Consider the following 20552-nt stretch of genomic DNA (forward strand, 5'->3'; position numbering starts at 1 on the left):
TCAATACCCGTGCGCCAGTCCCGACAGAGATGAAACCTCGATCGGACTGGCGCAACTGGCGAGCAGGCAATGCGTTACGCCGGCCCTTTTTCTTCCATTTTGCGGTCGGCCTTGGCAACCGCTTCGTCCTTCTTCGCGCGTGCTTCGCGGCCAACCTCGCGGGCTTTCGCCTTGGCTTGGTCCAGTGTCTTGGCACCTTGGGGGCCCAGCTTTTCGCGCTCCGTTTGCGAGGACGGTATCACCGATCCGGCAATGGCGCCGACGATGGCCGCTGCCAGCCCGCCGACGAGCGGATTGCTGTTATAGGCATCGCGTCCCTTGTCCATCGTGCGCCGACCACGTTTAGCCAGGTCACTTCGCGTTTGGCGCGCGTTATCGGCGAAGCTGTCGCGTTTTTCGCGCATGCGGTTGGTCGCGTCGTCGAGCCGCTGGCGATAGGACTTGTCGTCCTCGTCGTGATCGCGTTCGATCATTAGATAGGTTCCGCGATGTTCGTCGCGACGGCGGCGATAGATCGTGTCGTCTTCGTCGGGCTGCCGCTCGACACGCGACATATGTTCGACATAGCCGCGATGATCAGGGTCGTAATCGTACGCGTTGCTCGAAATGCCATCGCTTCCGGAATTGGACGTGAACGCCGACGGCTTGGCATCGTAATCGCTGACCAGCCAAATGCCACCGGCAGAAATCAGCGCCATGGCGAGCGGATTGCGGCGGGCACCGTCAAGGATGTAGCGCGCGTCGATGCCGTTCTCGTCCGCCTTGTCTAGCAAAGCGTCGAACAGGCTGCGCGGCGACATCTGGTCGCCAATCCGATCGACAGTTTCGCTCATGTTTTCCTGTGTGCGGCGGATGTCGGCTTCGATGGCATCGGGGTCGCGAGTTTGGTTCTGGGTCATCGTTTTGCTCCGGAATGGGTAAGGTCGCCGGTGGCCGCATCAGGCGTGCGTTCGACCGTATCGATCGTGCGCTCCGGCTTGAGATTGGTTGCCTTCATTTTGCTTCGGGCGACGCCGTAGAGGATGGCGGCCAGAATGAGGGTTGCAAGGCCGACCAGCAGGGTTGCCAGATCGCGGTCGTCGATGGCGTCGCCGATCAGATAGGCAATGCCCATCAGTGTGACACCGAGACCGGCTATGCCGAACACCGCTGCGCCCAGAAGGCTCGCAACCGATTTCTGTATGTCTGCCACGGATTCGCGCATTTCCGCCTGGACGAGATTGACCTGCTGCTGCGCCAGATGTGCACTCTGACTGGTAAGACGGCCGAGCAGGTCGACGACGTTATCGTCGGTTCTGCTGGTCTTCGTCGCGCGGTCGGTTCTGTTGTCAATCTGGCTCACCGGGTTTCTCCCGTTGAACGGGAAGACGCAACGCTGGTGCGCGCCTGTGCCACAGTCTTTTCGCGATCCCCCAAACCCGTCGTCGCGGTAGGAGTGGTTGAGGCGGCGGTAGTGGCCGGGGTCGTTTCGGCCATGCCGGTCGAAGCACCATAGGTTCCGCGTGTATGGTAAGCGTTGCCGCGGTCGCTATCGTTCTGGCCGACATCGTAGTCATCGTGATATTCGGCGCCAGCACGAAGGAAGCGGGCGGCAGCGAACCCGGCGGCAGCCGATGCGGCGAGGAAGGCCGACGGATTGTCGCGGGCGAACCGGCGCGTTTCGTTAGCCAGTTCACGCGGAGACTTGTTCTCCAATCGCGATGCCAGCCCGTCCACTTCGCGTGCCACGCTGCTGAATGCAGAAGCAAGCCAATCGGGTGCCCGGTGGTCGCCCTGCAGTTCGTCGGCGGCGGTTTGCATGGCCGAAGAAGCGGAATGTGCCGCGCGTCCGACCCGATCCTTTTCTTCGGCGGCCTTCGCTTCGCCCTGTCTGGTCGCCGTTTCCTTGAGGTCGCGGGCGTCGCCCTTGAGATCATCGGCTACGTCGCCGTGCTGAGAGCTACTTGTTCGGTTTCGTGGGGTGTCCACCATGGTTAATCTCCTAAAAAGATAACACTAGAGCGGTATCGCGCTGAGATTGTTCCGCAAGTTGCCCAAGATCAATCGAATTGCAGCGTCCAAAGTCCGCGCATCTTGCCTTCGGGAAATCTGTACCAAAGAAAGGCCCCATGTTCAGAGATCGACACGAGCCATAGATAGTCTGATGGAAGGATTGCTTGCGAAAGGGGGCCAGCAGCACCATAGGGACCGCCTTTGGTCGCGCGTGGAATGTCGGCTTTCGACGCTGCAGCCACCATATCCGGACAATCCGTTTCCGGCCCCCTAGTTGCCGGTCCGCGAAGGGCCCCTATTTCGGACGTTCGGACCCTCCCAGAGAAAGCCTGAAAGCGGACCGGCAGCTTTGTTCCGGTTATGAGCTTCGCCAATGTCTGATTATGGATGGGAAGCGGACGCTCATTCAGAACGTGTCTTACTCGCTTTTCTCAACCGCTCAGCCTGTGATTCGGCGCGTTCGACCGCTGCATCTGAACATTCGGCTTCTGCCAAGTCGTCAATCTCGTCAGCGGCTCGCTTCAACATCCCTTTGAGCGCAAGATTTTCCTGCTCAGCATTTACGAGCTCATGGCGAAGTTCACGCTTTTCCTGTTCCATCCGCAAAGAATAGACAAATCTCACTCAGACACAAATGCGGCCGCAAAAGGGTCGAGCGCCGCTCGTACGTACTGGTCCGATGCTAGCCGCGAACCGGGAGTGATGTAGTCTCTATGGCGTCCAATGGTCAGCGGTTCCCGTCAAACCATTCTGAACGGCCGCTAAGAGATCACCTTCGGGTACTGGCTTTGCTAATTGTCCGTCGTCAGAACATTTGGCACAATTCACGGCGTAGATTTACGGCGCGATTGCCTCGTCTTGGATTGATGTTTAGGCGGCAAGCCTGCGATGTTGCAAGCGCCGATATTCGAGTGTCTTTCGCTTGATCCTTTCTCTTCGTTTGATGATGGCTGATGCCCTGCCGAAGTAGGCATCGGCAGGTGTCACATTGTCCAGGCTCTCGTGGTAGCGCTGGTGGTTGTAATGCTCGACGAAGGCTTCGATCTGGGTCTCGAGATCGCCGGGCAGGAAGTAATTCTCCAGAAGGACGCGGTTCTTCAATGTCTGATGCCAGCGTTCTATCTTGCCCTGGGTCTGCGGATGGAAGGGTGCGCCGCGCACGTGGCTCATCCTGTTGGCCTCGATGTATTCGGCCAGTTCTCCGGCGATGTAGCTGGGGCCATTGTCGCTGAGCAGGCGCGGCCTGTGCAGCACATTGGCGTGGTCGCAGCCTGAGGTGGCCAGCGCCATGTCCAGCGTGTCGGTTACGTCGCTGGCGCACATGGTGGTGCGCGGCTTACGGGCGATGATGTAGCGCGAGTAATCGTCGAGCACGGTAGAGAGGTAGACCCAGCCCCATCCGATTATCTTGAAGTAGGTGAAGTCGGTCTGCCACATCTCGTTGGGCCGCGTGGTTTTGGTGTGGAACGCCTCTGCCGCCTTGATCACGGTATAGGCCGGGCTGGTGATCAGGTCGTGGGCCTTGAGCAGCCGGTAAACCGTGGCTTCGGAAACAAAATAGCGCTTCTCGTCGGTGAAGCGCACCGCCAGTTCGCGCGGGGATAGATCGGTCTGCTCCAGCGCGAGTCCGACGATCTGGTCCTGGATATCGTCTCCGATGCGGTTTCACACCCTGCTCGGCGCTGAAGGGCGGTCCTGGAGCGCTTCCGGCCCGCCTTCAAGGTAGCGGTCATACCAGCGGTAGAAGGTTCGCCGTGCCACGCCAAGTTGGTCCAGCGTGCGTTTGACGGGCAGATGCGACTGCTCGACGATCCGGATGATCTCGAACTTCTCGGATGCGGGATACCTCATTCGTCGTCTCCCCAAGCCCGGTCATGCTTTTTTTGAGCAGCCGGTTCTCCAAGATGAGATCGGCCACGCATTCCTTCAGATCGCGCTTCACGGCGCAGACCCTTCACCTCGTCCGTGGTCGCAGCACGCGCAGTGTCGCCAGCCAGGCGGCGCTTGCCTGCTTCCATGAACTCCTTGGACCAGGTGTAATACAGGCTCTGCGCGATCCCTTCACGGCGGCACAGCTCGGCAATGGAGTCATCGCCGCGCAGGCCATCAAGGACGATCCTGATCTTGTCCTCGGCTGAAAAGTGTCGGCGGGTCTTGCGCCGGATGTCCTTCACTACCTGTTCGGCAGGGGCCTTGGTCCGCGATTTTGCATTGGAGGATTTGGGCATCGTCTTCGTTCCTTCGTCACTACGACGAAGCCCAAACCCTCCTTAAATCACAACCTCAAATCTGTGCCATAGGCGCTGACGGGAGACAGTAAAGGTACAGGATGATCTCAAACCCTCCGACGCTCTGAGTATCGTCAAGAATGGTCCTCAGACCTTTGAGGGGCGTAGGCTGGGACTGTTTGTATCTGAAGGGGCGCCAGCGGCCCTGGTGAGAGGACTGCGCTCGGCGGTAAAGAAGGCCGATGCGGTTTGTGAAATCGTGACACCCAAGATCGGCGGTGTAATGCTTGATAACGGTGATAAATTGGAAGGTGACGAGAAGATCGATGGCGGCCCATCGGTTCTCTACGATGCTGTCGCGCTTGTGATGAGCGAAGAAGGCGCGCAGCACCTCGTTGACGACGCACCATCGCGTGATTTTTTGACTGACGCTTTTGCGCATTGCAAATTTATCGCGTTCAACGAGCCGGCACGCGCGATGTTCGAAGCGGTCGGACTGGCGGGCGATCTCGACGAGGGTTGCGTTGAGTTGACAACCCAGAAATCAGCACGCGCTTTTATCGACGAGCTCGGACCGTTGCGTTATTGGGAACGTGAAACGGCTGTGGATGCAGACGCTTGACCTACTAGCTTTTCGCTCTTTGCACACCTTCCAAAAGGTCTACCTCGAGCTGGCCTCCGTGCAACATCGCTATGTCGCCAGTCGTCTCAAGCACCACGGCACGCACGGCTGAAAAGCGAAGAACGTTTGCTTCGCGCAGCTTGGCAATAAGATCGCTTCGCGCAACACGGGTGCGCCCTAGCGCGCGCTCGTCGATCACACCATCGCGCATTAACAAGATGGGCTCATTCTGTATGACCTGTTCGAAGGTATCGGACTCCTTTCCGATGCGTGCGATCGCCCACTGAACCGCAAAGATCGCTGCAAGGGCAAGGAGCGCCTGACTGAATACAGTCCAGGTCGAAGCCTGCGCAGCGCCGGCGAGCAAGGATCCGGATGCGACCGTGATGACGAAATCGAAGTTCGTCATCTTCGAGAAGGACCGCAATCCCACTAGGCGCACCAGACCAATAACTCAAAGCACCGCGAGCGCGGTCAATGCGGCGCTTCGCACAAGAAGATCGGGCAGACTTCCGTCTACGAACATTTTCTCGTCTCAATTATTGGTTTGATCGGATCGGCAAACTGCCGCTCTACCGCTTCGTCAAGGGACTTTGCTACATGCTCGCGATCAGCGCGCGACAAAGATTCGTACACGGTTGGCACAAATAGCCTTTCTCCCGCGCCTTTGTAGGATGTGAGGTAAGTCCAGTCATTCCGTCGCGCTACACCCGCGGCATTTGCGATTTTGTCCAAAATAATCCCCGGCTTCGACACTAAAGTTTCGTGTGACACAAAAGCATGAGCACCCGCCTGATCGGCTACTGCGATCCAGTTTTTCAGCTTGGCCGTCCGCTTAGCGATCGCGTTGGCGAATGGTCTTCCGGTCGACGGACAGCGCTCTTCGATGATGGGGTGTGATAGAAATCGCAATTTGACGAAACGCCCCAAAAGTCATCGTCCCAAACACTTTCCCATGGCGCGCGGATGAAATCGGAAAAGGCGAGCTTCTTAAGATCGGAGTCAGCATGCCACGGGTTTCTGTGCAGGCTTCGTAACCATTGATCTGGTCTGCGTGCGATGACGAGTACCAGCACGTCATTGGGTAAGCTGAACCACTCCGGCACCAGCCAGTGCTTGAAGCCGTATTCTTCAGTAAACGTCAGTTCGGGGAAATTGGCTTCGATTAATTTGATCAGCGCGTTGGTACCGCTGCAACGCTGACCGTAGACTTGAACTCGCCGGATCATGAACCGCCTCATTTGTTCTTCGCATGTTCCCCTAGGCGACTACCAACTCGGGGAGATTTCGGACCGAAAAATCGTGTGATCTTTGTTATGTTGCAGAAACTTAAGCGGTACATTCGCGTAGAGCTCGCATGGGTAAGCTGCGTCAACGTGAACGGGTGCCAATGGAAGTCGATGCGGAGCCACTGGTTTCGTCTCTTCAGACGCATATTGAAGACCAAAATTTTCCCTGCGTCGGCGCTAAGTCCGCGCTCAATTCCGGGCTACTTGAGGTACGATCGGCTTGGCAGCTGACAAGCGCATGGGACGATGTTTCGATCCATGAGGGTTTGCTTCGCTGGCGCGATCTCTATGAGAATGATCCAAGCGGACTTCGCAGTTTCGTGGTGGTCTTTTCCGGTCCGTTGGACCTAAGCGAAGAAGCGTTCGAATCAGCGATGTGGGAGCGATTGTCTTCTCTCGCAGCCAAAGATGGGTGGCGTGGGCAGCGCTATGATCCGAGCGTCAGCAGCGATCCGAGCGATCCGCATTTCTCTTTGAGCTTCGGGGGCAGGGCATATTTCGTAGTCGGAATGCACCCTAACGCCTCGCGGCCCGCGCGGCGCACGCGATATCCAACGCTCGTGTTCAATCTACACGATCAGTTCGAGCGCCTACGAGCCGAACAGCGCTATGAGAAGCTTCGCAAAGCCATTCTCCAGCGCGACGAACAACTCGCCGGGTCGATTAATCCAATGCTTGCCCGGCACGGGGAAGCGAGCGAAGCGCGTCAATACAGTGGGCGAATAGTGGGGGAAGATTGGGAATGTCCGTTCAAAGATCCGAGACAATAGGGAAAGAGCGGATCGAACCGCGTACTGGTGTAGCTTTCGAGCTCCGCGCTGGAGACGCTCTGACCGTGTTCGATCCGGAGGGATCGCAGGTGAGCGATCTCGTTGCCTTTGCAGCCGAAGATCCACGCGAATGGCTATCCAACGGACGCACCTTCGATTACGAAGAGACTATCGATCTCGGGATCGGATCGCGCTTGTGGTCGAACCGATCGCGCATCATGCTTGGTATCGAGGACGACACGGTCGGCAAACACGATTTTCTGCTCACCCCGTGTTCGAAGGACACCTTTTTACACTTCTACCCGGACAGACCCTCTCATCGTGGTTGCTTTGGAAACCTGGCCACTGCGCTCGAGCCATATGGTATCGACGAAGATCATATACCGACCGCGTTCAATATCTTTATGAACGTGCCGGTATCCTCATCCGGTACGATCGAAGTGTTGCCGCCGCTCAGCAAACCAGGCGACTTCATTCGCTTTCGCGCGAATATGGATCTGATCATCGGACTGACGGCATGTTCGGCCTACGCTTCGAATGGCGGCAGCTTTAAACCGATCGATTATCGCATCGAACCAGGAAAGCCGAAGCGATGAACTTCCTCGATATTCTCGAGTGGTATGGCGCGATTTCAGCGGTAGTCGCCGCGCTGGTCGTTGCGTCCAATATCTCCACCCGGGTATCGGGCTGGGCGTTCGTACTCTTCGTTACATCTTCAGCCGCATTGATAGTATGGGCTTTTATGAGCGAAGACGCCGAGGGCATTGGATGGCAGAATATCTGCCTTCTGGCGATCAATCTGTGGGGCGTCTATCGCTACTTGATTCGCGCTGAACCTGATGCAGGATCGACTGAAAGGAAGACTGCATGAAATCGGCCTGGATCTCCATTCTTGCTGCTGGGTTAGTTTTGGCAGTGGGTATTGGCGGCCATTATGCGAACGGGGCCATCTACTCCTCGCTTCATGCGCGCGAGATGATCGAAGCACTGAGTTCGCCGGCGCTTTATCTCGGCAGCGCAATCGCAGCGAGTTCAGCAACAACAATGGCACTAATGCTGACCCTTCTAGGGCTTGTCCGGCGGGTCGATTCCGAGTTCGACCAATCGATGTACAAGCGCGTCTATCATATCAGTTTACTCAGCGCCTTCCTACTGGGTGGCTCGGTCGTGATGCTGCTGCTGATGACTATGCCGATTGGGGAGTTCGATGAAATACCATCGGTCTGGTTCCCGAGCCTCTACAAGGTTCTCTACTGGCTGGTCGTAATTCTGAGCGCCATGCTAGTCGCTATGGTCGCGCTGCTGTTTACCGCCATCCGGACGCTTATTGTGAAGATCACGCCTCATGACGACGTCTGAACGGCATACCACTATGAGCTTTATGACCGCTGAAACTCAAAGGCTTTCCGGAATGCTTCATGCCTAAACGCCCGCTCGTCTTCTTCGCGCATCACCAGGGGCGTGGCCATGCCAATCGGATTATGGCTATTGCGGCGTACATTCCTCACGACCGCCCGCTTCACATTCTCACCGCGAAGCCCGACCAATTCGACGACATGCCGCGCCATTCGAAAATCACGCAGCTGCCTGATATGATCGGGGCGCCTTCGCGTAGCAACGCGCTTCACGAAGAGCCGACACCATCAATTATGCATTGTGTGCCATTGGGCGTCGACGAGATGCGTGAGCACATGCGGATCATTGCCAATACCCTTGGCGAAGTTGATCCTGCGCTCTTCGTCATCGATGTTTCGGCCGAAATTGCCCTACTGGCGCGGATTATGAGCGTTCCGGCCATTTCGATCCGCATGCATGGCTCTCGCAATGATACGGGACATCTGGCCGCTTACGAGGCTTCGGTAGGTATGCTCGCCCCCTTCGATGAAGTGATCGAGCAGGAAGACTATCCTGCCTGGGCACGTGAGCGCACCTATTACACCGGCGGACTGTGTACGACCGACGGTTCAGTGCTTGAACGCGAACTGGCACGCGAGAGGCTTGGTCTTCCAACTGACAAATCGATCACTTTGGTAATTGCAGGGGGCGGTGGGTCGGGGACTCCCTATGCGCCGCTAACGGTGGCCGCACGAGCCGAGCCCGATGCACTGTGGCTCATCGCAGGGCCTTTACACAAAGAGGGGCACGAGACCGATTTCGGGAATTTGCGCCAGCTTGGCTGGGTCGACAATCTGAACGAGTATCTTGCCGCAGCCGATCGCGTCGTCGCCTCGGCCGGCGACAACACCGTGCATGAGATTGCACGGTTCGCCAAACCGTTTCTCTGCATTCCTGAGTGGCGCTATTTCGATGAACAGCGCCGCAAGGCGATCGAACTCGACCGGGTTGGGGGAGCGATCTATCGCGAAACCTGGCCAGCGTCGATTCCGGAGTGGAAGGAAGCGCTTGCTGCTACAGATAATCTAGATACGGCCAATCTGGCGCAACTTCACGAGCCGGATGCAGCGCGACGAGCTGCGGAATGGTTGGAGGCGAAAGCCAGGGAGTACTGGACCGCTAGCTAAAGCGAATGTCCGACCCCTGCTGGGTAGCCTCGACCTCCTGCGCGCTCGGTTCGCGACGTACCTCTATCGCATCGTCATACCGCGTGATTAGGCCGCGTCTTTCGAAATCGTCGAGCCAATAGTCCATGCACCACTTGCCCCAACGCTCGCGAAAAAGCTGCGCGTTGCGAACGATAGATTGAAAATGTTGCAGAGGGGGTTTGTGTACGGCGTGATGCTGGTGAAAGCAGAGCGTGCCGCCAAGCCAAAATAACGGCGCTTCAATAGCTGCGAGCCGCTCGGCGAAATCGGTTTCTTCAGCGCTGTAGCCGACATAGGCTTCGTCCATTCCGTCCGCGTTGCGCCAGGTGTCGAAACTGAGCGCGAAAGCCAGTCCCCATAGCTCGCCGTAATCGTCGATTGGCATGGTTGCCTTGTTGAACACTTCGGGCTTGGCGGGATGTCTCACCGCTTCTTGCACCAACCGAGAATAGTCAGGTTTGGGATCGTAAGCGCTGAACCAACCATTTTTGCAGGCGGGAAGATATCTTACTTCCGGAAGATAGACCCCCGACCAATCCTCTTCGAATGCTTCATCCACGCGGCGAACAAATTCCGGATCGGGAATGCAATCGACATCGAGAAATGCGAGGATATCTCCGCTAGCCGCCTTGGCTGCTTTGTTTCGTGCCTTGGCTAGGGGTAGCGAATCGCCCGGCACATGAACACATCGGATCGGACAAACCGCCTTTTCCGGAAGTGTAGGGGGCTCGTCCTGCATATAGGCGACGACGATCTCGTCGGGTTGGCGAGTTTGCGAGGCCAACCCTGCAAGCAGATGGTCGAAATGATTCTGGCGTCCGCGAATGAGCGTCAGGATCGATAAAGACCGGTAATTGCTCACCAGCTGCCTGCCGATTGGTAGTGCCGCACGCCTTCGAGAACCCCGGCGGCATGCGTTTTCGACGCGACGAACGCATGGGACAGAGCGGGATCTTCGCCCAGGCCGTCCGACCAGTTTCCAACAATCACCGGATGAGGACAGGCGACGAGCATCGAACGATCGTTACCGCTATCACCGGCCACAACAACTCTTGACTGGGTCAGCCCCAATCGAGCTGCAGCGTGGACAACGGCCGCTTGCTTTCCCCCGCCACGCGGAAGGATATCCAGATACCGACCATGGCTGGCAATGATTTCGACCGCCAAACCTTCTTTATCGAAGGCAGCGCGAATTTCATCTGTTGAAAGCTCGCCCGTGAAGAAACTGGCTTTGCCGACTTTCTGCTCGAGCAAAGCCTGCGACCGCAAGTTTAGTCTTGTCGCAACATCGTGCACCCGTTCGTGGTCCCAGTCGCGTGCGAGTCCGGCCTTCCAGGCTTCATCTTCAACAAAACAGCGACGCTCCCGATCGTACCAGTGCATTGCCGTACCGACTCCGCTGATGATGACATCGGGGTTGGGAACCCCTTCCGCGGCAAGAATAGCTTGAGCGCTGTGGAAGCTGCGGCCGGTTGCAATGCCCAGCGCAATATTCTCGCTGTTCTTGGTCTGCCACCGAAGAAATTCGCGCAAAGCCTCCCGGTCGCCCAGCAGCGTATTGTCAATGTCGCAGACCAAAAGCCGGCCCCATGAGGGCGCATTTTGCGGGGGCGAAACCAGATCGTTCAGCAATCGGTGATAGATGCGGCAATGCGCTTGCCAATCATATGCACTCGCTGCGTCACCGCCGACAGAGGCATAGCGAATCCAGCTCTTGCGATCGGCAATGATCGAAAAGCAGGCGTCTGCGATCGCGCTGCGATCGGTCGGCTGAACCAATACGCCGTTTTCGCAGCGCTCAATGATATCATTGGGGCCGCCACTATCGGTTGCTACCACTGGGAGATGCGAAGCGGCTGCTTCGAGCAAGGTCAGCCCAAAGGGTTCGTTCAACGCCGGATTGACGAACACCCCGCCGCTTTCTCTCGCGAGCGCGTAATAAGCCGGTATGTCGCTTGGTTCATGGCTCTTTGGATAAGCCACATGGCCGTAAAGGTCGTGGGTTTCGACCGCGGCGATAAGCTCTTCGATAACCTCGCGGCATTCCTGTTCGAGTTCCGATAGCTGTGACCGGCACCCGGCAACAATAACCAAGTTTGCGCGTTCGCGCAGTTCTGAGTGTGCAGCATAAGCTTCAACGAGCGCGACCAGGTTCTTCTTACGTACAGGCCGCGCGATCGCGAGGATGATGGGTTTCTCAGAATCGCATAGAAATCTTGCAACATCGCTGCGGACCTTGTTGCTCACAGGCGCATTCTTGAACCGTTCCAAGTCGCAGCCAGGCGGGATGACGCGAATGCGGCCGCTATCTATCTTCGAGTAGTGGGCGTACTGGGCTTCCGCTTCGTCCCGCGAACTCGAAATGACGCCGCTCGCCTTTTCAAGCACTCTCTCTTCGATTTCGATCCGCCGTTCGAGTTCATCACTCGTCGCACCATTCGCCTGACGCTTTACGGCTCCCAAGGAATGGGCGGTAAAAACATAGGGGATGCCCAGTTCCTCAAACGCTGCCCGCGCCAGGATACCAGCATCGGCATAATGCGCATGGATGATGTCGGGTAGCTTCGGACAGCTTTTCAGATAGTCGAGAAAGGCTTTGCAAAGCGCGTCATGCTGTTCGTGCAGTTCCTCTTTTGTCAGGTAGCCTTCGTTGCCATCGGCAAGCCGCACAAGCCGAATGTCGCCGCGGATCTCGCCCGTTCCGGGGGCAAACTCATCGGAAAGTGCGGGATCTTCAAACCCACGCGTTACGATATCGATCCGATCAATCTCCGGGTCCAGTGCGCTCGTCTCAGCAAGCTCAAGCAGATATTTGATATGCCCGCCTGTATCAGCGGTAATGCCATAAGGAACATCGCTAAGGGTTAGGCATCCCTGCAACGCGATATGGCAAACAAACATCCAGAACCACCTTTCACAGGGGGTCTAACTGGCGTAACCCATTCTTGTTTCTAATGAATCGAGTAATAAATGTTACATCGCCTAAAGATCGCGCATATCGCGCCGGTCATATATCCGGTCCCACCTAAACAATATGGAGGAACCGAAAGGGTCATCGCCGATCTGGTGCGTGAGCAGACATACGATCATGATGTAACCGTGTTCGGACCCGCCGATTGCAAGATTGAGCGCGCGCAGTTGATCGGCGACTATTCCTCGGTATCCGCATACAAAGAAAACGTAGCACAGGCACCGCCGGGGTTACCGGCTGAACTGGAAGCGCAGCAGCTGTGCGATCTCGTGCGCTACGCGCGCGACTTCGATATTCTTCACCTGCATGGAAGCGCTCATGCGAGCGGAGTTTGTGCTGTTCTCGATGTTCCGGCGGTGCGCACTATCCATTGGCGTGCAGACGAACCAGATCATGTCGAACACTTCCGCGCTTTTCCCAGGGAGAAGATCATCGCCATTTCGCACGACCAGTCCCGCGCGGTGCCGCACTCCTCGCTCGCCGGCATTGTCCATCATGGGCTGCCGAAGGATCGTTATACGCGAGGCGAAGGCTCAGGTCGCTATCTCGCCTTTCTAGGCCGCATGACCGACCAGAAGCGTCCAGATCGAGCCATTCAGGTCGCGCACAATTCCGCGCTCCCGCTAAAGCTCGCTGGGCCGATCGATCCGGGCAACCCAGACTATTTCGTCCAAAAAGTCGCGCCGCATCTTGGCAAAACCATTGAGCACATTGGCAGCGTAGATGACGCACAAAAGCAATCCCTCTTAGGCGATGCAATGGCGTTTATCTTCCCAATCGACTGGCCCGAGCCATTTGGCCTGGTGATGATCGAAGCGATGGCCTGCGGGACGCCGGTTATTGCATGGAACCGAGGCAGCGCTAACGAAATCGTCGAAGATGGTCTTACCGGGTATGTCGTGAACTCGATCGAAGAAGCGGAGCGCGCGATCGAAAAGGTTCAGGAGCTCGACAGGCAGCAAATCCGCGGGCGGTTTGAGGAGCGCTTCTCCTCAACGCGAATGGCGCGTGAAACCATCGATATTTATCGAGACGTACTCGCTCAGTGATCATAGAGGCCATCAAGAGCAAGTTCACCTTTACCATAGAGATAATCGGGCGAGAATTGTGCCAACTTGCACAAGCCAACTTCATCGAGAATTTCTATTACGCCGTCACCTTGTGCGATGAGCAGACCGCGCTCGCGCAGCATACGAAAGCTGCGATTGGCATGCACTGTGGTAATGCCGCACGCTTCGGCGAAATCGCGTTGTAGCAAGGGTATCGGGAAATTCTGCCCGTCATAGCGCCCGACTAGCCTCAATCGCTCGATTAGCTCGCAGACGAGATGCGCAATGCGTCCCTCCGCGTTAAGCCGACCAAGCCGGAATATCCATGTTCGATACATGGCAGCATCGAGCATGGTGGAAAACCACATAACTCGTCCAAGATGTGGATACTGATCCACTAGCTCTGCCATTGCTTTATGCGGCACCTGCGCCACTTTCACAGCGTCCAGTGTCCCGACCGAATGGTCCAGATGCTTCATGGCAAAGCCATGCAGATCGACGAAATCTCCAACGATATTAACCCCGACCAGTTGTCGCTCGCCCTTCTGGTCGTCCAACTGTCGAAGCATGGATCCTTCGACGATGAAGTAGGAGTTTTCGATCCGCTCTCCGCGCTCTACAAGTGTCTTTCGCGGTTCCAAATCGTCTTTCGCGGTTCCAAATCGACGGTGCGCGCGACCGCATTATCCAAGGCACGTTTTTCTTCGTCGCTTAAGTCGTGCCGCAGACGACCCTTCAAAAATAAATCGGTAAGCATGGCGATCCTTTCGCAGCGGACCAAATTGCGTCAGTTCGCGTTTTGGGATCGCTATGTCATTGTTCAGCCGTTGATATGGCTGGTTCGCAAGTTGCAGCTTCTCATGCTGGTGTTTGTCGATTCTAGCAAGGGTCACGATTTGAGCGGCCGACCCAAGAACTATCGATGCGCGGTGTTTGTGGCTTTGGAAACCACCGACCCTGTAGTGAAGCCATGAACGAGCGTGGAAAGAAGGATCGTGAAACCGACCGTTGCCCACAATTCGCCTTCATCGACAAGATCGAGCTGTCCTCCAGCATAAGCGAGATAATAGATCGAGCCCAGCCCGCGCACACCATAAAAGGAGATGATCGCTCGTTGCCGAAGAGATAGATCGCTGCCGAACAGCGATACCATTCCCGTCGCTGGCCGAATGAGAAAGATGAGCGCGCAGCCGAGCAGCGCATGAGGCCAATCAAGGTAGGGCCATAGCACCGGCAAAGCACCGCCGAGCAGGACCAACAGGATTGCTGTCAACGCATGCTCGAGTGCTTCGGAAAAGCTATGTAGGCGCGTGTGATAATCATGATCTGATTCCCCGCGCCGCAAAATAAGTCCCATCGCAAACGCTGCAATGAGCCCATATCCTTCAATCAATTCGGTCGCGCCGTAGGTCAGAAGAACGGCGGCAAACGCAATCACGCCTGAGGACGTTGTTGCAAGCGGATTGTTGCGGGGGAGGGCGAACAATACCTTGCCCAGAAGCCATCCAGCGACAAATCCAGCGAGAGTGCCGATCACTATCTTGTAAATGACGTACAGCCCGAACCATTTCCATAGCCACTCTTCGGCTGCGCCTGTTGCGGCAACAAGGAAAATGCCGAGATAGACGAATGGGAACGCCAGTCCATCATTCAGGCCCGCTTCGGTCGTTAGCGCAAAGCGTACTGGATGTTCGCCACCCTCGAGCGGCGGACCCACCTGAACATCGGCAGCGAGCACGGGATCGGTTGGCACCAGGACCGCTGCGAGCAACACTGCACCAGCTAGTGTCATACCGATCAGCATTCCACCGAGGGCCACCACCAGAATGCACAACGGCATCGCTATCAACAGCAGCCTGATCGCGCGACCATTTAGCAAAATCGGCAATGCGATCGAGCCGAAGGCCCGTTCCAAACAGCGCTATGATAACGGCAAGTTCGGACGCAAATTCCAAAAAACGGGCTGATCAAGCGGGCTGAAGGCCTCCGGTACGCCTGGCAAAAGACCGAAGACCGCCAGTCCACCGAGGATCAACAGTCCGGAAGCTGCTGGTTCGCGACCTGAGAAACATCGTGGAAGCCAATAAGCAAAAACGATCGCCAATCCGCACCCTGCGAGCAGGATGTGGTAAGGTGCAAAAGCGAAGAAGGGTTCGTCCACGACTATGAGCGTATGAACCGAAATGCGACGATGCGGAACACCGTCACATCAAGAACCAGATCGCGATGAGCAGCAAAACGGCTGCGAGGGACATCAGGCTAGCGATAAGCTTCATATTGAACTGCTTGATCGGCTCGATCTCGTGCGGATCCATACGTTCGATCACGCTGCACGCCTTGTTTTCGGCAAGGTAGAAAATTGTGATGCCGACGACAATAAAGACGCTGGCAATCGCGCGTGCCACCCATGCCGGTTCGATCTTCGTGAAGACCGCATTGAAGGCCAGGCCAATACCGACCGCAGCCATGCCGGTGCGCATCCATCCTGCAAAGGTGCGTTCATTCGCAAGGATCGTTCGGTCTTCGGCTAAGTCGGTGCGCTGTTCGCTGAGATCTTCACCCGACGCCAATGGATTGCTCCGCAAGAACGTCGATCGCCTGCTGCTTGAAAGTCATTCAATACTTCGCTGGCGGATCGCTTGCCGGAAAACTCTCGTCCAGAGCCTGGTCGGTTTCGTCCCAATTTCCCTTGGTCTCATCACGGGTTGCTTCTGGACCGGCGTTGCGTACACCATCGTCGGGTTCCCCTTTAGCGTAGGCTGGCGCGCTTCGTTTCTTCGAGAATTGACGATATCCGAAATACCCCAGTACGCCCAAGGCGGCAAGTCTCATCAGCATGTCGATTTCCTTTCGCGAACGATTTGAGAACGCGAAGATAGCTACGCAGTTTCTTTGGAGTAACATTTATCAATCAGCATGTTCGCCTCGGTCGCTGAATACGTCGGAGACGAAAGTCTGGCTCCGAAGTAGGGCCATTGTCATTATGGGTGCTTCTAGCGTTAGTAGAACTAGCTATCCGTCTGCCTGCGGACGGCCACCGACATTGGCAAGAATTTGCGGTTCTTCGGGCCGTTCGTCACTATCGGCGATAACGCTGAAACTGGCATCGGTTTCCAGAATGACCCACTTAGCCTGGCCGATCTCGTGCAAACCGTTTTCGCGCAATGCGCCCATGATTTCCGCGTCACTGATGCGTTCCTTCCGCATGTTGTCGCGCAGATAATCGCCGTTATCAACTAAGAGGGTTGGCCTCGCCTTAATAAGGTTGGCGACCATATCGCTTCTCAGCACGATGCTCGTCGTCAGCCATTGGAGGAGCATGAGCCATGAGGCTGCCACCAAAGCGTCTGCGACCGAGACGTTTTCGAGAAGTATGCCAGATGTAACCAGGCCGCCCAGAGCCACAGTTATAATCCAGTCGAAATTGTTCATCTGCGAAGTGGTGCGTTTCCCCGAGATTCGTACGAGAATGATGATCGCCAGATAAATCACCGTTGCCGAAAGCAGAATATCTTCCAAGCGGTTCACACTGTTGAACCACGTATTGATGTCTCCGGTCATGGCCGTAGCCCCTTCTGATTGGGTTTCTGCATCTATTGCGCAATTGCTCTAGCGTTCGTCGACTGACACCGAGTTGATAAATGTTGGTCCGAAAGTTCGGAGCCGGACCCGGCGGCATCCCATTGTTTGGTCGTGGCATTTCGCAGCAATGGAGGATGAAGGTGGACGAAATACCAGTGAAGAAGAAGACGACCATGGTGGCCATGGATATTGCTGGCATTGGTGTTACTGGCCGCACTCTTGTTTTGATTGGCGACAGCTGCCGACGATGACGATGCGGTAGTCGATACCACTGCCGAGCTTTCCGATGCTTCCCATCGAGCAACGGTCGTAAACGATGACCTTCCTACCGCGACGGTTGCTAAAGCGAATTATGCGCTTGGCGACGTAGTCGAGAACCCGACAGAATTTATCGGACGAGACGATTTTAGCGGCGGGGTGAGCATGCCCTCGGTTCCGACCGATCGCGGCTTTTGGATCGAAGCGGACGGCGCGCGGCTTTTCGCTGTGCTTATCGCTCGCCTTCGCGAAGTGCCGGTTGATATTAATGTCGGTCAAAAGCGTCGCGTTGCGAAAGGCATGCTGCGCGATGCGACGTTCATCGCTGACATTCCAGGTGAAGAGCTCGAAGCCGACACATTGGCGAGCCTTGAGGATGAAGATGTCTATCTTGTGGTCCACGAAGACGACATCGAAATCACCGGTCGCAGGGCGTTTGAAAGTAAGTGACGTGACCCCCAGCTTTCCCCCAGCTGGGATTAGAGCCGGGCGGTTGTGTTGCGCATAAGCGCGGTTGAAGCAATGGGCTGCGTAGCGGAGCCCGTAGGGCGTAGCGGAACAGGCCATTGCTTATCCAGTTCAGCGGCGAACGCCGCCGGTGTTGCGTAACCGAGAGACGAGTGTAGTCGCTCCCGATTGTAGTCTTCGACCCAGGCCGCGATCTCGACCCGGGCATGGGCCATGCTCAAGAACAGCGTCTCGTTGAGCAATTCGGCGCGCATGCGGCCATTGGAAGCGCAGCTGGCCGAAGGCGTACCTCTCGACATAGCCATTCTGCATCGGCCTTCCGGGCGCGATGTAATGCCACTCCACGCCGACCTCGCCGCACCATGCCAGCACAGCGTTGCTGGTGAGCTCGGTGCCATTGTCGCTGACGATCGTGCCTGGCTTGCCGCGCTGTTCGATCAGTGCGGTCAGCTCGCGAACGACACGGCGACCAGAGATCGAGGTGTCCGACACCGCGCCAGGCACTCCCGGGTCACGTCATCGACCACGTTGAGCACCCGGAACCGTCTTCCCGAAGCCATCTGGTCGTGAACAAAGTCCAGGCTCCAGCGCTGGTTCGGCAAGGCGAGCACCCGAGCAGGCGCCCTCGTGCCAACGACACGCCTGCGACTGCGTCGTCGTCTGACCGCCAACCCTTCCTCACGGTAGAGCCTCTGGGTCTTCTTCCGGTTGATCATGTTCCCCTCCCGACGCAGCAGGATGTGCAGACGGCGATAGCCGAACCGGCGACGCTCATTGGCCAGCTCGCGAAGCTTCTCGCGAAGCTCGGCATCATCGTCCCGGGTGGAACGGTAACGCACGCTCTTGCGATCAGCATCGATGACACGGCACGCCCGCCGCTCGCTCATCCCGTGACAGGCCTGAAGACGAACGACAGCTTCCCGCTTCGCGGCGGGCGTCAGAACTTTTTTGCCAAGAGATCCTTCAGCGCCGCTTTGTCCAGTATCGCATCGGCCAGCAGCCGCTTGAGCTTCGCGTTCTCGCTCTCCAGCTCCTTGAGCCGCCGGGCACCGGAGACCTCCATCCCGCCATACTTCGACTTCCAGTTGTAGATCGTCGCTTCAGATACACCGTGCCGACGGGCCAGGTCAGCGGTCCTGGCTCCCGCCTCCGCTTCCTTCAGCACCCCGATAATCTGCTCTTCTGAAAACCTCGTACGTTTCTTCGTCTGTCCTTCCTTCAAGGCCAGACTCTAATCGCTCGTGGAGGAAAATCAGGGGGTCACGTCATACCCGGCGAGATTGGCTTGCACAGCCTGCTAAGACTCAATTTGTAACTTCATCTTATCAGGCTATTTCTAACTAGATGAATCTTTATCTCCTGTTCTTTGATCCGGATTATGGTCCAAAGGACCTCGACTTGTGTGGTGACGGCATCAGATTGCGTGACGGACTCTATCTCATCCAGAGCGAACTGACCCGCTCAAAACTGTATCATCGGATCAAATGGCAACTGAAGGATGGCGCGGCACTTCTGGTCGCCCCGTTGGCGGATGACCCCAAGTTCAAAGGAATGGAAGCTGGGTCGCTGAAATGGCTTAGGGACATCGAAAGTTAAAACCTTCCTGCGCTTACTTCACATTTTGCGGCGGTCGCTGCCAGCGACGAATTTAAAAATCGCCGTAAGTCACAGGTCCTGATAATTACTGCTACCAGCTTTCTTCTGGCGGCAATTATCATCGCTCACAAGACCCGGCCAACCGGGTGATCCTGATCGCGCCGGCAATCCTGCAAGGTCTGCTGTTCGGCTACGCCGCCACCTATGACCTTACCAGCGTGCCTTACGCGCTTGTCGATCAAAGTCACAGCCAGGAATCCACGGAGCTGCTAGCCCGGATCGATGGGACCGGTGTGTTCCAGAGGCAGGCGACATTGGCCAACAATGCCCAGATTGCAGATCAGATCGACAGCGGCAATGTCGTCCTTGCCATCAGTATTCCGTCTGACTTTGCCAGCAGGCTGGGTGCAGGGGAGGCCGCCCCTGTTCAGGTGATACTGGACGGTCGCAATTCGACAACCGCGGGCACGGCAGCGTCCTATATCGCTGAAGTTGTGGGCAGCCTCAATGCAGAGCGCGGCGTGCGCAGTCCCATCACCATCACACAGCGAGCGTGGTATAACCCCAATCTGGAATCGCGCTGGACCATCATGCCTGCGCTGATCGCTGCGCTTTCCATCCTGCAAACCCTGTTGCTGTCTGCCCTGTCTGTGGCGCGGGAGCGGGAACAGGGCACCTTCGATCAGCTCCTGGTAACGCCGCTGACGCCGATCCAGCTCATGATCGGCAAGGCTGGGTCGCCAATTGTGATCGGTCTGGTGCAATCGACACTGATCCTGCTGCTGATCCGCTTCTGGTTCCAGGTGCCGATGAACGGGTCTTACCTGCTGCTCTACTTTGGACTGCTGAGCTTCACCGGCGCTGCCGTCGGCATCGGCCTGTCGATTTCCGCGGTGGCGCTGAATATGCAGCAGGCGATGCTCTATACCTTCTTTCTCATCATGCCGCTGATGCTGCTTTCCGGCCTGCTGACACCGGTGAGCAATATGCCGCAGGTTCTCCAGATCGCGACCTATGCCAACCCGCTACGCTTTGGCATCGACATCGTGCGGCGGGTCTATCTGGAAGGCGCGCAGTTTTCCGACATCGCCTTCAATTTCATCCCATTGATGGCAATTGCATTGGTCACCTTACCGCTGGCGGCATGGCTGTTCCGCAACCGACTGGCGTGAAAGGCAGGTTCC

Annotated in this window: 25 protein-coding genes and 2 pseudogenes; 11 read left to right on the forward strand and 16 right to left on the reverse strand. The window is 56.7% G+C overall.

Annotated features, from left to right (window positions below; genetic code table 11):
• Nucleotides 1-74: 74 nt before the first annotated feature.
• The 5 genes and pseudogenes from ACI2I1_RS08940 to ACI2I1_RS08960 form a co-directional block, all read right to left on the reverse strand.
• Nucleotides 75-899: a DUF3618 domain-containing protein gene (locus tag ACI2I1_RS08940; RefSeq protein ID WP_404678823.1), complete on the reverse strand. Its 825-nt coding sequence runs from the start codon at nucleotides 897-899 to the stop codon at nucleotides 75-77.
• Nucleotides 896-1342, reverse strand: coding sequence for a phage holin family protein (locus tag ACI2I1_RS08945; protein ID WP_346031511.1), 447 nt, complete (start codon nucleotides 1340-1342; stop codon nucleotides 896-898). The genes ACI2I1_RS08940 and ACI2I1_RS08945 overlap by 4 nt, the downstream gene beginning before the upstream one ends.
• On the reverse strand, nucleotides 1339-1971 hold the full coding sequence (locus ACI2I1_RS08950) for a hypothetical protein (RefSeq protein ID WP_404678824.1): 633 nt from the start codon (nucleotides 1969-1971) through the stop codon (nucleotides 1339-1341). Before ACI2I1_RS08950 ends, ACI2I1_RS08945 begins: the two co-directional genes overlap by 4 nt.
• Before the next feature lie 423 nt (nucleotides 1972-2394).
• The gene (locus ACI2I1_RS08955) at nucleotides 2395-2592 is read right to left on the reverse strand and encodes a hypothetical protein (protein WP_404678825.1); all 198 of its coding nucleotides are present in this window, start codon (nucleotides 2590-2592) and stop codon (nucleotides 2395-2397) included.
• Between the two features lie 270 nt (nucleotides 2593-2862).
• Nucleotides 2863-4220, reverse strand: a pseudogene (locus tag ACI2I1_RS08960) (IS3 family transposase).
• A 169-nt stretch (nucleotides 4221-4389) separates the two neighbouring features.
• On the opposite strand from ACI2I1_RS08960, the gene ACI2I1_RS08965 reads away from it, so the two are divergent.
• On the forward strand, nucleotides 4390-4842 hold the full coding sequence (locus ACI2I1_RS08965) for a hypothetical protein (protein ID WP_404679158.1): 453 nt from the start codon (nucleotides 4390-4392) through the stop codon (nucleotides 4840-4842).
• A gap of 4 nt (nucleotides 4843-4846) precedes the next feature.
• Here ACI2I1_RS08965 and ACI2I1_RS08970 read toward each other — a convergent pair whose 3' ends face one another.
• Both ACI2I1_RS08970 and ACI2I1_RS08975 read right to left on the reverse strand, forming a co-directional pair.
• Nucleotides 4847-5251, reverse strand: a complete 405-nt coding sequence (locus tag ACI2I1_RS08970; protein WP_404678826.1) for a DUF421 domain-containing protein — start codon at nucleotides 5249-5251, stop codon at nucleotides 4847-4849.
• 409 nt (nucleotides 5252-5660) lie between these two features.
• Nucleotides 5661-6071, reverse strand: coding sequence for a hypothetical protein (locus tag ACI2I1_RS08975; RefSeq protein ID WP_404678827.1), 411 nt, complete (start codon nucleotides 6069-6071; stop codon nucleotides 5661-5663).
• A gap of 161 nt (nucleotides 6072-6232) precedes the next feature.
• Between ACI2I1_RS08975 and gntA the strand changes: the two genes are divergently transcribed.
• The 5 genes from gntA to ACI2I1_RS09000 are packed head-to-tail and all read left to right on the forward strand — an operon-like array spanning nucleotide 6233 to nucleotide 9423.
• Nucleotides 6233-6901: a guanitoxin biosynthesis heme-dependent pre-guanitoxin N-hydroxylase GntA gene (gene gntA / locus ACI2I1_RS08980; protein ID WP_404679159.1), complete on the forward strand. Its 669-nt coding sequence runs from the start codon at nucleotides 6233-6235 to the stop codon at nucleotides 6899-6901.
• Nucleotides 6874-7497: a DUF1989 domain-containing protein gene (locus ACI2I1_RS08985; RefSeq protein ID WP_404678828.1), complete on the forward strand. Its 624-nt coding sequence runs from the start codon at nucleotides 6874-6876 to the stop codon at nucleotides 7495-7497. Before gntA ends, ACI2I1_RS08985 begins: the two co-directional genes overlap by 28 nt.
• Nucleotides 7494-7772: a hypothetical protein gene (locus ACI2I1_RS08990; protein ID WP_404678829.1), complete on the forward strand. Its 279-nt coding sequence runs from the start codon at nucleotides 7494-7496 to the stop codon at nucleotides 7770-7772. Before ACI2I1_RS08985 ends, ACI2I1_RS08990 begins: the two co-directional genes overlap by 4 nt.
• Nucleotides 7769-8260: a hypothetical protein gene (locus ACI2I1_RS08995; RefSeq protein ID WP_278321834.1), complete on the forward strand. Its 492-nt coding sequence runs from the start codon at nucleotides 7769-7771 to the stop codon at nucleotides 8258-8260. Before ACI2I1_RS08990 ends, ACI2I1_RS08995 begins: the two co-directional genes overlap by 4 nt.
• A gap of 59 nt (nucleotides 8261-8319) precedes the next feature.
• Nucleotides 8320-9423 carry a glycosyltransferase gene (locus ACI2I1_RS09000; RefSeq protein WP_404678830.1) on the forward strand — a complete coding sequence of 368 codons (1104 nt, stop codon included), beginning with the start codon at nucleotides 8320-8322 and terminating at the stop codon, nucleotides 9421-9423.
• Here the strand turns inward: ACI2I1_RS09000 and ACI2I1_RS09005 are convergent.
• Together ACI2I1_RS09005 and ACI2I1_RS09010 are read right to left on the reverse strand one after the other, a co-directional pair.
• The gene (locus ACI2I1_RS09005; protein WP_404678831.1) at nucleotides 9416-10306 is read right to left on the reverse strand and encodes a glycosyltransferase family 2 protein; all 891 of its coding nucleotides are present in this window, start codon (nucleotides 10304-10306) and stop codon (nucleotides 9416-9418) included. The genes ACI2I1_RS09000 and ACI2I1_RS09005 overlap by 8 nt on opposite strands.
• Entirely contained in the window at nucleotides 10303-12114 is a 1812-nt protein-coding gene (locus ACI2I1_RS09010) for an HAD-IIB family hydrolase (protein WP_404679160.1), read from the reverse strand. The genes ACI2I1_RS09005 and ACI2I1_RS09010 overlap by 4 nt, the downstream gene beginning before the upstream one ends.
• Between ACI2I1_RS09010 and ACI2I1_RS09015 the strand changes: the two genes are divergently transcribed.
• Together ACI2I1_RS09015 and ACI2I1_RS09020 are read left to right on the forward strand one after the other, a co-directional pair.
• Entirely contained in the window at nucleotides 12055-12312 is a 258-nt protein-coding gene (locus ACI2I1_RS09015) for a hypothetical protein (RefSeq protein ID WP_404679175.1), read from the forward strand. The genes ACI2I1_RS09010 and ACI2I1_RS09015 overlap by 60 nt on opposite strands.
• 102 nt (nucleotides 12313-12414) lie before the next feature.
• The gene (locus ACI2I1_RS09020; protein WP_404678832.1) at nucleotides 12415-13464 is read left to right on the forward strand and encodes a glycosyltransferase family 4 protein; all 1050 of its coding nucleotides are present in this window, start codon (nucleotides 12415-12417) and stop codon (nucleotides 13462-13464) included.
• On the opposite strand, the gene ACI2I1_RS09025 is transcribed toward ACI2I1_RS09020, so the two are convergent.
• Entirely contained in the window at nucleotides 13458-14066 is a 609-nt protein-coding gene (locus tag ACI2I1_RS09025) for a Crp/Fnr family transcriptional regulator (protein WP_404679161.1), read from the reverse strand. The two genes, ACI2I1_RS09020 and ACI2I1_RS09025, sit on opposite strands and share 7 nt — an antisense overlap.
• Between ACI2I1_RS09025 and ACI2I1_RS09030 the strand changes: the two genes are divergently transcribed.
• Entirely contained in the window at nucleotides 13953-14438 is a 486-nt protein-coding gene (locus tag ACI2I1_RS09030; protein ID WP_404679176.1) for a hypothetical protein, read from the forward strand. The genes ACI2I1_RS09025 and ACI2I1_RS09030 overlap by 114 nt on opposite strands.
• Here the strand turns inward: ACI2I1_RS09030 and ACI2I1_RS09035 are convergent.
• From ACI2I1_RS09035 to ACI2I1_RS09060, 6 genes and pseudogenes are all read right to left on the reverse strand, one after another.
• Nucleotides 14381-15379 (reverse strand): cation:proton antiporter, encoded by a 999-nt coding sequence (locus ACI2I1_RS09035; RefSeq protein ID WP_404678833.1) that lies wholly within the window; start codon nucleotides 15377-15379, stop codon nucleotides 14381-14383. The two genes, ACI2I1_RS09030 and ACI2I1_RS09035, sit on opposite strands and share 58 nt — an antisense overlap.
• Before the next feature lie 289 nt (nucleotides 15380-15668).
• Entirely contained in the window at nucleotides 15669-16049 is a 381-nt protein-coding gene (locus tag ACI2I1_RS09040) for a YidH family protein (protein ID WP_404678834.1), read from the reverse strand.
• A 31-nt stretch (nucleotides 16050-16080) separates the two neighbouring features.
• On the reverse strand, nucleotides 16081-16302 hold the full coding sequence (locus ACI2I1_RS09045; protein ID WP_404678835.1) for a hypothetical protein: 222 nt from the start codon (nucleotides 16300-16302) through the stop codon (nucleotides 16081-16083).
• 174 nt (nucleotides 16303-16476) lie between these two features.
• On the reverse strand, nucleotides 16477-17025 hold the full coding sequence (locus ACI2I1_RS09050; protein ID WP_404678836.1) for a DUF421 domain-containing protein: 549 nt from the start codon (nucleotides 17023-17025) through the stop codon (nucleotides 16477-16479).
• Nucleotides 17026-17250: 225 nt separating this feature from the next.
• On the reverse strand, nucleotides 17251-17871 hold the full coding sequence (locus tag ACI2I1_RS09055) for a hypothetical protein (protein WP_404679177.1): 621 nt from the start codon (nucleotides 17869-17871) through the stop codon (nucleotides 17251-17253).
• Nucleotides 17784-18994: pseudogene (locus ACI2I1_RS09060) on the reverse strand (IS3 family transposase). Before ACI2I1_RS09060 ends, ACI2I1_RS09055 begins: the two are co-directional and overlap by 88 nt.
• A 122-nt stretch (nucleotides 18995-19116) precedes the next feature.
• On the opposite strand from ACI2I1_RS09060, the gene ACI2I1_RS09065 reads away from it, so the two are divergent.
• Nucleotides 19117-19368 carry a hypothetical protein gene (locus ACI2I1_RS09065; RefSeq protein ID WP_278321848.1) on the forward strand — a complete coding sequence of 84 codons (252 nt, stop codon included), beginning with the start codon at nucleotides 19117-19119 and terminating at the stop codon, nucleotides 19366-19368.
• Between the two features lie 146 nt (nucleotides 19369-19514).
• Nucleotides 19515-20540: an ABC transporter permease gene (locus tag ACI2I1_RS09070; RefSeq protein ID WP_404678837.1), complete on the forward strand. Its 1026-nt coding sequence runs from the start codon at nucleotides 19515-19517 to the stop codon at nucleotides 20538-20540.
• Nucleotides 20541-20552: the final 12 nt, after the last annotated feature.

Origin of the sequence: Qipengyuania sp. NPDC077563 (genome assembly GCF_044901345.1) — a bacterium.
Classification (GTDB): Bacteria; Pseudomonadota; Alphaproteobacteria; order Sphingomonadales; family Sphingomonadaceae; genus Qipengyuania; species Qipengyuania aestuarii.

Coding starts and splice junctions, on each gene's coding strand:
- ACI2I1_RS08955 (WP_404678825.1), bottom strand. CDS start 2,592: ATGGAACAGGAAAAGCGTGAACTTCGCCATGAGCTCGTAAATGCTGAG.
- ACI2I1_RS08970 (WP_404678826.1), bottom strand. CDS start 5,251: ATGACGAACTTCGATTTCGTCATCACGGTCGCATCCGGATCCTTGCTC.
- ACI2I1_RS08985 (WP_404678828.1), top strand. CDS start 6,874: ATGTCCGTTCAAAGATCCGAGACAATAGGGAAAGAGCGGATCGAACCG.
- ACI2I1_RS09015 (WP_404679175.1), top strand. CDS start 12,055: ATGCTGTTCGTGCAGTTCCTCTTTTGTCAGGTAGCCTTCGTTGCCATC.
- ACI2I1_RS09050 (WP_404678836.1), bottom strand. CDS start 17,025: ATGACCGGAGACATCAATACGTGGTTCAACAGTGTGAACCGCTTGGAA.
- ACI2I1_RS09055 (WP_404679177.1), bottom strand. CDS start 17,871: ATGGCCTGTTCCGCTACGCCCTACGGGCTCCGCTACGCAGCCCATTGC.
- ACI2I1_RS08990 (WP_404678829.1), top strand. CDS start 7,494: ATGAACTTCCTCGATATTCTCGAGTGGTATGGCGCGATTTCAGCGGTA.
- ACI2I1_RS09045 (WP_404678835.1), bottom strand. CDS start 16,302: ATGCTGATGAGACTTGCCGCCTTGGGCGTACTGGGGTATTTCGGATAT.
- ACI2I1_RS08940 (WP_404678823.1), bottom strand. CDS start 899: ATGACCCAGAACCAAACTCGCGACCCCGATGCCATCGAAGCCGACATC.
- ACI2I1_RS08950 (WP_404678824.1), bottom strand. CDS start 1,971: ATGGTGGACACCCCACGAAACCGAACAAGTAGCTCTCAGCACGGCGAC.
- ACI2I1_RS09030 (WP_404679176.1), top strand. CDS start 13,953: ATGCAGATCGACGAAATCTCCAACGATATTAACCCCGACCAGTTGTCG.
- ACI2I1_RS09065 (WP_278321848.1), top strand. CDS start 19,117: ATGAATCTTTATCTCCTGTTCTTTGATCCGGATTATGGTCCAAAGGAC.
- ACI2I1_RS09000 (WP_404678830.1), top strand. CDS start 8,320: ATGCCTAAACGCCCGCTCGTCTTCTTCGCGCATCACCAGGGGCGTGGC.
- ACI2I1_RS08995 (WP_278321834.1), top strand. CDS start 7,769: ATGAAATCGGCCTGGATCTCCATTCTTGCTGCTGGGTTAGTTTTGGCA.
- ACI2I1_RS09020 (WP_404678832.1), top strand. CDS start 12,415: ATGTTACATCGCCTAAAGATCGCGCATATCGCGCCGGTCATATATCCG.
- ACI2I1_RS08975 (WP_404678827.1), bottom strand. CDS start 6,071: ATGATCCGGCGAGTTCAAGTCTACGGTCAGCGTTGCAGCGGTACCAAC.
- gntA (WP_404679159.1), top strand. CDS start 6,233: ATGGAAGTCGATGCGGAGCCACTGGTTTCGTCTCTTCAGACGCATATT.